The sequence below is a fragment of the Paenibacillus sp. Root52 genome, assembly GCF_001426865.1.
Lineage (GTDB): Bacteria > Bacillota > Bacilli > Paenibacillales > Paenibacillaceae > Paenibacillus.
Genome location: NZ_LMFO01000004.1, coordinates 16,924 through 30,979 on the forward strand (window position 1 = coordinate 16,924; position 14,056 = coordinate 30,979).

General features: G+C 37.1%; 8 protein-coding genes. 3 read left to right on the forward strand and 5 right to left on the reverse strand.

What is annotated here, in order from left to right:
- Positions 1–517: 517 nt before the first annotated feature.
- From ASD24_RS06945 to ASD24_RS06960, 4 genes are read right to left on the reverse strand one after another with little or no spacing between them, the layout of a single operon-like run.
- Complete coding sequence (locus ASD24_RS06945; protein ID WP_056693575.1) at positions 518–2,956, reverse strand: heparinase II/III domain-containing protein; 2,439 nt, start codon at positions 2,954–2,956, stop codon at positions 518–520.
- A complete protein-coding gene (locus ASD24_RS06950) occupies positions 2,956–6,282 on the reverse strand; it encodes a glycosyltransferase (RefSeq protein WP_056693580.1) in 3,327 nt (1,108 codons plus the stop codon). The genes ASD24_RS06945 and ASD24_RS06950 overlap by 1 nt, the downstream gene beginning before the upstream one ends.
- Positions 6,283–6,303: 21 nt before the next feature.
- Entirely contained in the window at positions 6,304–7,410 is a 1,107-nt protein-coding gene (locus tag ASD24_RS06955; protein WP_056693582.1) for a class I SAM-dependent methyltransferase, read from the reverse strand.
- A complete protein-coding gene (locus ASD24_RS06960; RefSeq protein ID WP_082560315.1) occupies positions 7,394–8,698 on the reverse strand; it encodes a nucleotide sugar dehydrogenase in 1,305 nt (434 codons plus the stop codon). Before ASD24_RS06960 ends, ASD24_RS06955 begins: the two co-directional genes overlap by 17 nt.
- Before the next feature lie 228 nt (positions 8,699–8,926).
- On the opposite strand from ASD24_RS06960, the gene ASD24_RS06965 reads away from it, so the two are divergent.
- From ASD24_RS06965 to ASD24_RS06975, 3 genes are all read left to right on the forward strand, one after another.
- Complete coding sequence (locus ASD24_RS06965) at positions 8,927–9,703, forward strand: ABC transporter permease (RefSeq protein WP_056693585.1); 777 nt, start codon at positions 8,927–8,929, stop codon at positions 9,701–9,703.
- Positions 9,704–9,722: 19 nt separating this feature from the next.
- Positions 9,723–10,454, forward strand: a complete 732-nt coding sequence (locus tag ASD24_RS06970; RefSeq protein ID WP_056693587.1) for an ABC transporter ATP-binding protein — start codon at positions 9,723–9,725, stop codon at positions 10,452–10,454.
- Positions 10,455–10,603: 149 nt separating this feature from the next.
- Positions 10,604–13,063 (forward strand): O-antigen ligase family protein, encoded by a 2,460-nt coding sequence (locus ASD24_RS06975; RefSeq protein ID WP_056693590.1) that lies wholly within the window; start codon positions 10,604–10,606, stop codon positions 13,061–13,063.
- Between the two features lie 103 nt (positions 13,064–13,166).
- Here the strand turns inward: ASD24_RS06975 and galU are convergent, their stop codons facing one another.
- Positions 13,167–14,045 carry a UTP--glucose-1-phosphate uridylyltransferase GalU gene (gene galU, locus ASD24_RS06980; protein ID WP_056693594.1) on the reverse strand — a complete coding sequence of 293 codons (879 nt, stop codon included), beginning with the start codon at positions 14,043–14,045 and terminating at the stop codon, positions 13,167–13,169.
- Positions 14,046–14,056 lie beyond the last annotated feature (11 nt).

The window sequence follows — 14,056 nt, forward strand, 5'->3', positions numbered from 1 at the left end:
GGGAATTAAGGTTCGTTGTCTTGTTACCATACAATTTATTAATATAGAACAAGTCAACTGAATAATACCTCGTTAATTCCTCGTACAAAAAGTGGGGGCGCTGCTTAATCCAATCCCAGTCTACGTGCATTAAAAAAGCTATTTTGGACTCGGCTGACAAGCGATCACCCCTCACTTTGTTTCGAATGTCTCATAATTTTTATAGTATACTTTCATATAATAGTCATCAGTATAATGCACACGACTTAATCCCCTAGTATGTTCCTTACTACCTATAAAAGATCCCCTTCTTTATTTAACATATATTTCAAGAAGTTCTTTTAAAATCATTCAATATCATATTTAGTTGAAATTTAGAATCTAGCTCTATACCAGTATTAGCTATTGTTAGTGACTCAACCGAGCATAATACTAAATGTTGATTTCTTCCTTTGCTATTCTAAATCTCTCGTAATACAACTCCCGAATATCACAAATTCATACATAAGTGGTCTCCTTTAAGAATTATAAGAAGCCTTCAAGGGACTTCTATCTCTTCAAAATTATTAAAATCAATTTCACCAAAATAAATATCATTTATTCTATAAATACATGTGTACTTTCCTGGTTCAGTAAAATTGTAGGTCAACTCGTTACTATTATTTCCAACAAAATCATAACTTGCCCCATCCTTGTATATATACCATTTCGATGTCAGTCTATGATTACCTAATAAATTCACTTTAAAATTATACTGTCTGTCACCTATCTTTTTTACTTGTGAGCCTTTAACCGCAGGTTCTTGTTCCATCTTTGGAACCTCATTATAAACAAAATCCTTACCATTAAATTCTACAAACCCTGTTAACTTTTTTGAAGTTTCCTTAGCTGAATTCCGCAAATAACTAATCACCGCATAGTTTTTACCCTTTTCCAAATCGAAAACAGCATTACTATCAAAAGAATATGGTGTAGAACTATGCTTTCTTCCCGTTTCTTTGTCAAGCAAATAAAAGGAATATGATAATTTCTGTAGAGTAGAAGTCGTCACGTTGTTTGTTAGTTCTAACTTTGTTGCATCAATTGAAGCGAAGATGTGAGTGTTTGGAATCCTCTCTCGTTCAGACGTGTCTATCTGAACCTCATTGAAAGTAACTGTATCCCCCTCAAGAATGGGTTTATCCAAAATGATATCTTTTAATTCGTTTGACTCTAGTATTCTCAGAGAAGTGATAAATTTTGAATTCGATCCTTTCTTATTAAATAAGACAGAACTTGTCGGAATACTCTTGTTAAAACCACTTGAAGTAAAACTCAAAAAAGCCTTATCACTTCCTCCCGTAAACTTTTGAACTGAATCTACAGGAATTAATTGCTGCAATAATACATGATAATTAGTACCTTTGATTTTAAGGATCATGTGATCCTCAGAAAGTTCTTCAACTTCTACATCATTTGACAGATGAAATATTTGAGAGTATTTATGTGTCTGATTAGAAAGAATATCATCCACTATAAGATAATTATCTCCATCAATATAATTGACCGACCTATCAATATTGACTCCGGAGAATATATTATTAAAGCCTTTAACTGCCATATACCCACTATTTTTCTTATAAGAGTAAAGCCCTACTTTATTTGAATTAAACATACTTACAGAATAAGATTGATCATCAACCATTACTGTATTGTGTGCCATACTACTATTCATGTAGTCATGCAATTTTGTACCGACCATATAGTTATACATACCAGGATCTATAAAAATATCATGACCTTTAGAATAAAGTAAAATAGAAAGATCGTCAGCGTGCTTATGAGTACTTGACAAAAATCCTGATTTAAAGAGGAGCCACGTGGCTTGATCGAAGTTAGTAGCGTCCCAATGCTCTCGAAATATTGCAGTACCATCTTTTAAGTAAACTTTCACCTTTTCTTTTGGAACACTACCCTCTAGTCCTTTTGTTTGTATATACTTTAGATTCGCATCACCAAAATCATTCTGAATTGAAGATGGTTTCCCTAATGAACCAATTGTATCCCCTATAAATGGTACTGATAGATTAGGTTTATGAACATAAACTAAATAGTCCACTGCTCCTTTATAATAATTAAGAGCAGTAACTGCATACTTATCATTAAACTGGGTTAAAAAATCTCCGACCCCTTTTATATAAGAAATTATTCCAATGTGATATCCAAGTGAATTTTCAATATGAATTTGTCCATTTGGAAAAGCATATTTAAGTTGCTCATCTAATCTGTTGATACCTTTCTGTATATATTGTGTATTATTCATATAATAACCTGACTTTATTAAGGCCCCATCCTCAAAAATACCATGGTTGTGCTTATGAGTATAATTATCATCATTGTAGAGCCATTTGGCGTTATCATTTATTAATTTTGAAATTTGTGAATTAGTGGTGCCATCACCAACAGATTCTTTAATTATGGAGTAAAAGATTAAATTTTCTGTTCGCTCAGCGACAGAGTGATCATACCACGTATACCTATTAATTTTATTTGAACCTTCAGCATAAGCGGCCCAGGATTCCACAAATTTATCAGCAGCATCCAAATATTTCATATCGTTAGTCTGAATAAAAGCCTGGCACAAATAATATACTGGACTAAGGGTGTGCAAATACAAAGAAAAAGTATTAGGAGATGCTGTTACACTCATATTCCAGTCAATATTTTCGATATCATATAATATATCATCTGTAATTTTTTCTTCCACTATAAGTCGATTATTGAGCAATTTATCTGCGTTTTCTTTAAAAATCCCATCTAACTTTTCGTCACTATATCCATCCTTCAAATAGAATGGTTTATATATTTCTATCTGCTCTTCTAGTGTTATTTCTGACTGATTTTGTTTCTTTCCAGGATAAATGACCATTAAGATCACAACAAAAGTGACTAATAACGATAGTAAAATTATTGATGTTTTTCTTCTACCAGTGAGCATTATCTACCTTTCTCCTTTACGGTAGCATTACACTTATTTATTAAATCAACTTCTTTTGAGATAGTTGCATCGAACCCACTCTGAAAGGTCACACGCTCCGCTGCCTTACGTGATAAATGTTGAAACTTTATTGGATCATTATACAGTTCGATAATACCTTTAGCCAGCCCCTCATAATCTTCCCCATCCACTAAAATGCCGCAAGTTTCATCTACAAATTCAGGTATAGCTGTAACATTATTTGTTAAGGGGACAAGTCCAGAAGACATTGCTTCGTCTCTAGATACTCCTTGTGAATCCATACGGGTAGGCACTATAAATACTCCGTATTGTTTGTGTAGTAGAGCGATTTCCTCCTGCGTGAGAAATTTCTCTTCTAACGTAACATTTTTATATTTCTTTATAGGCTTTAAAGTTGAATGGAAAAGCTCGCCCTTACCTATAATAGTAAACTCAAGTTGTTTGAATATTGGATTCTTTGATAAAGATTGAATTGCTTTCACGGTAAGATCATTAGCATATTTATTACTTGCAAAAGGTCTGATTGATAGAATTTTTTTTCTAAGTTCAGTATCTTTTTCCTCAAAGTTAAATAAATTTGTGTTTATATAGTTATGAATAATCGTGTATTTGTCCACAGGCAAATTAACCTTGTGATCTTCAAATACTTCATTGGCAAAATATTCTGATACAAATATAAAATGAATGTTATAGTCTTCATGGAGAGCTGAAGCAAACACTTGCTCCCAGAGTCTCAGCCTTTTTTCCGACTCTTTCTTAGCTACCTCCAATTGTTGCGTTGTAGTATAGTTATATTCCCTGCGCCACCAAGGTTGAATCTCAGAACCATGCACCCAAATTATGATTCGCTTATTAGATAACTGATTCTTTACACTGTTCCAAATTGTTTCATTCAGGAAATGGATTAACAAAGTATCATGTTCACCATTCATAACCACATTGTTAAATTCCTCAAAATACCCACTTGTTACATCGATTCCGCAAAACTCACTATACTCTCTCGGGAGACGGTCATTAAACTTAAACATATCAATTACTTCGCCAACATTTTTGTATTCTGACATTCTGCTATGAATGAAACCATATCTATATAAATCCTTATAATCCGGATAATTATCAGCAATAAGAAGGGCATTCGACTTGTTCAGAAAACATCCGTTATCTAAATCAATCTTTCCAACTAAGATACTTTTAATTTTACAAATACCTTCGCCCGCGAATCTGATCCCCAACTTGATATATTTTGCTTCCCGACCGATTTTAATTTGATTTTTCCGAGAGCTTGGCTTAACATAACTTTCTATTTTCTTCTCATTACGATCAAGAGTTGTAACAACGATGTCCACGCTAAATTTAGAAATGTAGTCCACATCTAAATAAACGTCAAGATCAGGCTCAAGTCCTAAGTTATCGACGCTGTATAGTTTATTTAAATACACATAGTCATGTCCGTCTCGTAATTTGGACTCTACAAGAAGACCGTCAGTTTGGTTTTTATAACTTAGGTTATTTGATTTCCCAATCATTTCATACAACTCTTTAGGAGCGACATGAATCGAATCAGACGATTGAATACCCGGCTTAATTGCTTCGGCTTTGCGGTAAATATCGTCCATTTTGATTCCAAGGTCTACAAGATTGAGGTCGTCCACTAATGGGCAATCCTCTTCTACGTAATTTTCACAATAATTGTATTCATCTATGGAAAATACCTGACTGGGAGATATATTTTGGTCTTCAATGTCAGTAACATATTCAATAAGATTATCAACCGAACAATCCGCCAATCTGATCGCAGACCTGCGCAATTGATAAGAAGTTACTGTGTTATATACCCTGCCCCCCGATACTCTTGTAACTTGTCCAGCATTTGTGAAATAAACATTTTTCGTATAAACAGGGAAGTCGGCGTATTTAGTAGCAAACACGAAGTCAGTAATATAATGTTTTCCATAATAATCATTGGAGGAAAAAAACACTGCAACGTCAAAATCCGTTTGAATGTGTCTTGCAACCTCTTCTGTCCATTCATCTACAATTTTAACGTTATCATTTTCTATTTTAAGATCAATAGCGTCAGAAATGATGAACAATCGAGTAGTTTTGTAATCTTGTCTTTGATATTGACGATATATATGCTCTAATTCATCTTTGGAGTTTACACATGCCAAAATAGCAACATCAACTGACGCCGTTTGCATTTTATTTGTATACACCGTGTCTACAATATAACTTAAGCGATGGGTATACGTGTGTTCAGTCAATACTTTTCTCAAGCCAAGTAATCTATATTTGTTATAATATTCTTCATCTGAAAATTTGCTTATCTGATCGCTCAACTGCTTCCCATCATCCGTACAAATGACCAAATCACCAAGCAAATTTCTTACGGCTCTGGAATAGTTGCTGACTGTCACTGTGTTCGAAGCAAGAAGTTCAAAAACTCGTCGTGCGCACATGCTTTGGGACTGCTTTACCGAATTCATGTTGATGTTAAAACGATATCCTTTATAAGCCTTATCGATCTCCTCTGGCTTCAAATTCCCTACAATATACTTCTTGTAACTGCTCGGGAATGCATAGTTCGGATCATTCTTATAGTAATTTCTATCGTAAATATCCAATCCTTTGCTTGCCGTAACGGACTCAATGAACGTTTCCAAGTCACGATTACGGTCAGGGTAACGTTTATAATAAGCACCAGCGAAACAAAACTTATCTGCTCTTTCATACAGTTCAATAGGATTATGATTCTTTAACTGTGCAGCAAACGGCATTAAATAAACACGGTCATGCTTCAACAGTGTTTTATATTTCTTAATACAGTCTATATCTGTAGTAAAAACAAAATCGGCGTATTTTGCTGTTGCAAGGAACGTTTCGAAATGAATCGGATCTTCTTTGTTCCAAAAAACAACGGGAATATTATTCTTTTTACAGTAACTAAGGACTTCAATCAATTCATTACTCAAATGAGGAACTTTGGTTTTCCATAGTTCTCCTATTCCAAGCCAGGCTGACTCCAAAAAGAACAAATCCGGCTGTAGCATCTGCATCTGTGTCAGCCAGTCTTGAGGCGTAATCTGCAACAATTCGCATTCCGGAGCAAATGAATTATAGGTGAATTCATCCATAATACACGCTATTTTCATATTTGAAAGTTGATCAAATGTTCTTTCAAATCTCAAATTTCCATGGGGATCTTCAGGCATCACAGAATCCGGAGATACATTCATCTCCGTTAAGATTTCAGCCCTTTTAACTCTAATTTCATGCAACTTTTCTTCTATATAGCGTAAGCCCATATTGATCTCCTTAGACTAGTTTTAAAAATTCTCAGGAATTCTTTTTTTAAACTTCCAATATTTCAACGTAAGACGCCCGAGTTTTGCATTACTAAGCAAGTTATATTTCTTGGTAACATTTGCATATTTGGCTTCCAACTGATTGTAGTCGAAGATGGACTCCTTGTATTTCTTCAAGGTTTGTTCTTCACTTTCCAGTCTGCTTAACAATTCTTTATTCTTCACTTCAATAGTCTTCTCTAACTCTTCAACTTCCTTCTTGTGAGACCAGAAGCCTTGGTGTGATTCATTCCTCACATTAGAGTCCATTGATTTGATGGGTTCATTTTGTTGTTTTAATTTCTTGTTTTCGGTTTCCAATCGAGCAATTGTAGCCAGCAATTTCTCATTTTCCTTTTGAATGCTAGTCAATTTTTCTCTACTCTCATAGGCTTTGTCCTTCATTTGATCGATCAATTTAACCTTTCCATTCAGTTCATCAACAGTTGATCTTTCAATTGTATAGAAGGCTTCCTCTAGCCTATTAATTGACTCCCGTGTGATCAGTGCAGAACAGCCTGAGGGATCAGCTACATTACGACCGACAACACCAATCCACTTACCCAAAAACTTTATTTCTCTCACTTCGAAATAGGGCTCTAACTCTTCAAGTAAATTCAACATATAATAGGTCTTCTTGTGATCAAAATAGTCATTGATGCCAAATGGAACAGTAATAACAATAGTTCCGTTATCCGTCAAAAAACTTTTCACCTTATTAAGAAGTGATGATGAAGAAGTAAAGTGTTCCATGACTTCGGTAAGAATAACTGTGTCAAATTTCTGGTTACTCTCGTAGTCGAACACGCTACTAGCAAAATATTTTACGTTACGCTTGACAGAATCACTTTGATTTTGCAGAGCTTCATTGGCATATACAATAACGCTTTCTTCGATATCGATACCGACCGCTTTCTTTCCTTCTCTGGCTAGAATAAGTTCTGCAATCCCCTGAGAACATCCGATATCGAGTACCGTTTCTCCTTCTACCTTAGAGCAAATCCAATGGATGCGATCTCTAGTCTTGCGGGAAAACTGATCTCCCATTCCACCATAATATGCTTCGGCAACTTTATCTAAAGGCTTCAATATATCCACTCCTCAAATTCGCAAGACTGGTTAATGGTTGTCCTAACACATGGTAAAGAAAACCAGCTTCCGTCCAAGCTTGATGATTTACTACCCGTCTGGTATCAAACACAAGAGGTCTTCGAACCAGCGATGTAATTTCCTTGGGATCAATCTGCTTAAACTCGTTATGGTCGGTCAGAATGAGTATGGCTTCAGCACCGTCAACCGCCTCCGTTAGCGTAGCCTTTTTCCCTTGAATATCCTCTTTGACGTGCGGATCATATATTTGTAAATCATAGTAGCTCTGTAATTGATGAACAATCTCAACTGCTGGGCTCTCTCTCATGTCATCAATGTTTCCTTTGAATGCCAAACCAAGTACAGCTACTTTCTTCGTATTCTCACCTTGAGGAGGCAACAATTGTATCATTTGATTTACTACAAAATTAGGCATTCCATCATTCGTCGTTCTCGATATATGAATCAAATTGGCAAGGGACGGAGCGGATTCATAAATGAACCAAGGGTCCACAGCGATACAGTGGCCTCCTACACCTGGACCTGGCTTATGGATATTAACTCTCGGGTGGCAGTTAGCCAGTTCTATGGCTTCCCAAACATTAAACCCCACATTTTCTGCAATTTTCGCCATTTCATTTGCAAAGGCAATATTCACATCACGATAAGTATTCTCCATTAATTTGACCATCTCAGCTGTCGTTGCATCAGTTATATGAATATTTCCATTAACAAATCTTTTGTACAACTCTGCCGTCCGCTCCGAAGATTCTTGGTTGATCCCCCCAACAATGCGATCATTTTGAACGAGCTCAAAAAGTAATTGCCCGGGAAGGACACGTTCGGGTGAATGTGAAACAAATAGTTCATTTCCAATATCAAACTTGGTTTTTTCCAAGATGGGTATCACTACATCTTCAATTGTTCGAGGTGGAACCGTCGATTCCAGAATAATTAAATCGCCCTTCTTAAGAAAAGGTATAATGGAATGCGTTGCATCAATTACATAATCGACATTTGCAGTTTTATCATTATTAATCGGGGTAGGAACAGCAATGATAAAAGCGTCTGCCTGATCCGGCACAACTCCGAAACTAAGTTGTTTGGCTTGGATTACCTCATCAAGCATTTCCTGAAGTCCCGGTTCTTCAATATGGATTTGACCATTCAAGAGTTTCGTAACAACATCGGGATTAATATCAACACCATGGACTTCAACGCCATGTTTAGCAAACATAATAGCTGTTGGCAATCCTATATAGCCAAGACCGATTACACATAATTTCAAAGTAACATCTCCTTAGTATTCTCCGAGAATTCATAGTGTCTATTTGAATAACAAGTTTTAGGTTTATTATTCTATATAATAGTGCATTATAGCACGAATAATGACATCTTTCTCCTCTATTTCCGGTATGATATTTCACTTCAATAACCTCACAGATTGTAGAAGCTTATTCAAGTATGTTAACATACTTGTGACGTATTGCCCTCAAGTATAAAAGGAGATTAGGAAATGAATACATATTTTTTGAATTTTTTCAAGTATAAAGACTTGTTATTTGAATTGGTTAGGAAAGATATTAAGCTTAAGTACAGAAACTCCTTTCTTGGTTTGATATGGAGCATCTTGAACCCGCTTATGTTCATGATTGTTTTAACAGTTATCTTCTCCCAACTATTCTCGACGACAATCGAACATTTCGCGGTCTACGTCCTAACCGGTCGCTTGATCTACGTATGTTTTTCAGAAACTACGAACTTTGCGATGCAGTCCATTTTTGCAAATGCTTCATTAATAAAGAAAGTTTATGTGCCGAAGTATTTCTTTCCACTTTCTAAAGTTTGTTCATCATTTGCAAATTCCTTATTATCCATGATTTCAATTATCCCCGTAATGCTTTTTAGTGATTTACACTTTACTTGGGTCAACATAATGATTGTTTTCCCATTGTTCTATCTATTTCTATTTAGCCTTGGAATAGGCCTGATCCTGTCAACAATTTATGTGTTCTTCCGGGATTTGCAGCATATATACTCTTTGGCACTCGTTATTGTTATGTATGCATCAGCAATTTTTTACCCAGTAGATATCATCCCAGACAAAATTATGCCGTTCATACAACTGAACCCGATTTTTCTGATCGTTGAAATGGTGAGAGAATCTCTTATCTATAATTCTACTTCAGCACTTAGTACACATCTTTTTTGTATAGGTTATGCAGGAGTATTGATTCTTATAGGATTATTCACTTTCTACAAAAAGCAGGATAAATTCATTTTTTACTTGTAGTGGGATTGGAGATGAAAGAATGAAAGATGTCGCAGTTAGAGTAGATCATGTCTCCATGAAATATAAACTGATGAGCGGGAAAGTTAATTCATTAAAACAGGTTTTCATCAATGCAATGACTCGTAAAATAACGTATGAAGAATTTTCTGCACTAGAAGATGTCAGTTTCGAGATTCAAAAAGGTGAGGTATTTGGTGTAGTTGGCTTGAATGGAGCTGGAAAAAGTACATTATTAAAAATTGTTGCAGGGATTATTAAACCAACATCGGGGGCGGTAGAAAGATTTGGTTCGTTGGTTCCCTTGATAGAGCTTGGCGGAGGGTTTAATGCAGAGCTTACCGGATTTGAAAACATATATTTAAACGGTATGCTTTTGGGGTATTCCAAGAAATTCATTAAGGAAAGAACAAATGAAATTATTGAATTTTCAGAACTAGAGAAATTTATTCATACACCGCTTAAAAACTATTCTTCTGGCATGAAAGCCAGATTAGGATTTGCCATTGCTACTCTTGTTAAGCCTGAAATTTTAATAGTAGACGAAGTACTCTCAGTTGGAGACTACAAATTTAAAGAAAAGTCCGAGGCTAAAATGAAATCTCTTATGTCCTCAGGAACTACTGTGTTATTTGTATCCCACTCTATAGAGCAGATGAAAAGCATGTGTAATCGAGTTCTATGGTTAGATCAAGGGAGAGTAAAGGAGATTGGCCCAGCAGTTGAAGTATGTGAGAAGTACCAATCACAATGAATACAATCCTACTTGAAATGATCTATAATCAGCTTCAACTTAATTGTACATGTTATCAATTTAAACTGAATGCTAATTACCCCTAAGATGATATGCTATGAGAAAAATATTCAACAATTTCTTTAATATTCACAAAGGAGACTCACACCTTGTCGAATCCAGTATACGGTATAACAAAGAAGACGTCGAGGACACAAACTTCAGCCTCACCACTTCTATGGACTCTGTCCATTGGACTTATTTTATTTTTACTCTGGTCCTCATTCCAAATTGCACTATTTAATGGTCAATCGCTTCAATTCGAAGGCCCCATTTATTGGGCTCTCGTGCTTACAACCCTCCTGTTCGCCATCTGGGTTGTAGCTTATTACAAAGTAATTACACTAGAATCCCAACGAGATTGGCTCAAATTATTCGTTATTTTGCTGCCACTGACGTACATACTGTCACTCATTAGCGCCGCATCGAGTTACTTGGCAGTTAACATGATTCTGATTCAATGTATCTATGCTATGTTATTTGTAATTACGATGCAATTGCTCCAGAACAAACAAATTAATCATATCATACAATCTTCCTTAATAGGACTTGCATATATTATTGTGGGATATGGTTTATTGAATTGGTTTGGTGCATTCAACTTCTCAGGGAAGCTCGTGGGTTGGTTCTCATCAGGAGTAAACAACGGGGTTTATAACCAAGCGATTTGGAACGATGCCAACGGCCCAAGACTTGCATCCGTATTTCAGTATCCAAATACATATGCAGCATTTTTGATGGCATTTCTATTCATTGGCATATTCAGTTTGATTCGTTCCAGAAAGGCATACATAAAGCTGCTTCACGGTTTTATGTTAGTCCCCATCTTGCTGTCTCTGTTGCTAACACTCTCCCGGACAGGGCTTGTGATGATGCCAATCGTATTTGTGATTACCCTGTTGTTGCTCAAACCAGCAAAACAGATCCTATGGTTCATCTATCTTGCCATATCAGGATTGGGTACAATTATTATCCTCAATCCGGTCAATAACGCTGGACTGGAACTACAACAACAGTTCACGACTGGGCTTGCAGTCAAAGGCTGGATCTACTTGATTGTCGCTTCCATCATTGTGGCACTCGTGATCTGGGCTCTTCAACTTTGGATCGCCCCTAAGTTGGAAACCAAGCTCCTATCCTGGAGTCAACGTAAAGGTGCTAGTCTCTGGATTCCTCTTGGATCAGTACTACTTGCCATTATTGCGGCTGTGCTTTTATTGGGTACCAGCGTTCGCAATATTTTGCCTGATAGCATTAGTACGCGTCTGGAAAATATCAACCTCCAGCAACACAGTGTTCTGGAACGGATCACCTTTTACAAAGATGCCGCCAAGGTAATTGCTGACTATCCTATGATTGGTGCAGGCGGTGGCGCCTGGTCTGCTTTATATGAAAAGTATCAGAACAATCCATATGTCAGTGCACAGGCACATAACTTTTTCATGCAATATATAGTAGAAGTTGGAATTTTGGGATTTGTCATTTTCATGGCATTCATTCTATATATTTTCTATCAATTCATTCGTAGCTATATACGAAAGGATGAAACCGAAAGAGAATCATATTTTCTATTTTTCATTTTGTCTATGACCATATTGGTACTTAGTCTTCTTGATTTCAATATGAGTTATGTTTTTATCGGCATGCTTGTGTTTATCGGGTTTGGAGGTATGGCAGCAGCAATCGAACCACAGCCTGTGCAACGTTTAAAATTAAGCCCAGCAGCTGCACGAGGTATTTACACTACCATTGCCGGGATATCGGTTGTCGTTCTATTGATTGTTTCAGTCCGTTTTTTGCAGGCCAATAATTACGCTAATGAAGCGAAGAAGGTTGCAGAAACTAGTCAATCGTTTGAAGAAATCCAGGCCGCTTTGGACAAAGATCTAGTTATTCGTAATACGCATCCAGATTCTCTATTGATGCTATCTTCACTATATCAGCAAGGTTTCCAGCAGACACAAGATGAACAATTCTATTCGGCTGGCGTAGCTCTTCTTCAAAAAGGGCTGCGAGCAGAACCATACAATAAATATATGGTTACACAATTGATCCAAATCTATAAAGTTAAAGGTGAAAATGATCAAGCCTATGCCCTACAAAAAGAATATGCAAACAACTATATCTGGGATATGGAGTGGTACGAGAATCTAATTGCTCTTTCATATGATCTAGGATATCAGACACTTGGACAAGGTGATCCCGCTAAGAAAGAATCCTACTTTACTTCTGGCTTAGCAGCATATCAGCATGTAGTAGATGGAGCAGAACATCTGAAGACTCTCCCTGAGGGGCAACTTCAAGGTAAGCCGTTCGAGTTGACTCCAACCATGATTCTCAATGCAGGAAAAATGAAGTACATGCTGAACGATTTTGGAGGAGCAGCAACCTTACTTCAAACTGGAATTGCGGAGGAACTTTCTGATGCTACTCAACGGGAAATTGCACGATGGTACCTTGCCGCGCTAGTTAAGGATGGTCATCAAGACCAAGCGGTGTATGATCAATTGATTGCTGTTGATCCTAATGAAGCAGAAGAAATAGAAAAACTATCTCAGCTGAACTTCTAGCAATAGAATGCTAAACTAAAACTAAGTTGATATGAAAGTAAAAAAGGTTTGCCCGGGATAAGGGCAAACCCTTTTTTTGCTTCAATTCAATTCTTTGAAAATTTTAATCTGACGATACGATCTTCTCCATGTATTTCATTAAATCCTCACGCAGGTCAGGACGTTGCATCGCATAATGAAGAGTTGTCTCGATGAAGCCCAGTTTCTCTCCTACATCGTGACGCAGACCATCAAAATGATAGGCGAGAATCTGACGTTGATGATTCAGTAGAGATAGGGCATCGGTAAGCTGAATTTCTCCACCCACCCCCACAGACTGACGACCCAGAATTTCGAAAATATCTGGCGTTAAAATATAACGACCCATAATAGCCAGGTTGGAAGGGGCATCTTCCTGCTTCGGCTTCTCGATTAAACGACGTGCACGAAATACTCGATCTTCGGAGTGAGGGATGGCTTCCCCATCAACAATCCCGTACCGATATACCTCATCCCAACCTACGGGCTGCACACCAACGATCGGCGACTGCAGTTCGTCATACACTTCGATCATCTGTTGCAGACAAGGATGCTCGGACTCCACAATATCATCACCTAGCAGAACGGCGAAAGGCTCATTACCGATGAACTTACGGGCGCACCAGATCGCATGCCCTAGACCTTTGGCTTCCTTTTGACGAATATAATGAATATCAGCCATCTCGGAAGGTTTACGTACCTGTTCGAGCAGATCCCACTTTTGTTTGCTTGCCAAGTTCTGCTCTAGTTCAAAGGAGGAATCAAAATGATCCTCAATAGCGCGTTTACCTTTACCTGTGACGATAATAATATCTTCAATCCCTGAAGCCACGGCTTCTTCAATAATGTATTGGATTGTCGGCTTGTCCACGATGGGCAGCATTTCTTTGGGCATTGCTTTTGTGGCTGGGAGAAATCGGGTACCCAGTCCGGCTGCAGGAATAATGGCTTTGCGTATACGCATGCTGAATCCAC

Excerpts from the sequence above, each read along its gene's own strand:
- ASD24_RS06970 (WP_056693587.1), top strand. The coding sequence starts at position 9,723 with ATGAAAGATGTCGCAGTTAGAGTAGATCATGTCTCCATGAAATATAAA.
- ASD24_RS06950 (WP_056693580.1), bottom strand. The coding sequence starts at position 6,282 with ATGGGCTTACGCTATATAGAAGAAAAGTTGCATGAAATTAGAGTTAAA.
- ASD24_RS06945 (WP_056693575.1), bottom strand. The coding sequence starts at position 2,956 with ATGCTCACTGGTAGAAGAAAAACATCAATAATTTTACTATCGTTATTA.
- galU (WP_056693594.1), bottom strand. The coding sequence starts at position 14,045 with ATGCGTATACGCAAAGCCATTATTCCTGCAGCCGGACTGGGTACCCGA.
- ASD24_RS06965 (WP_056693585.1), top strand. The coding sequence starts at position 8,927 with ATGAATACATATTTTTTGAATTTTTTCAAGTATAAAGACTTGTTATTT.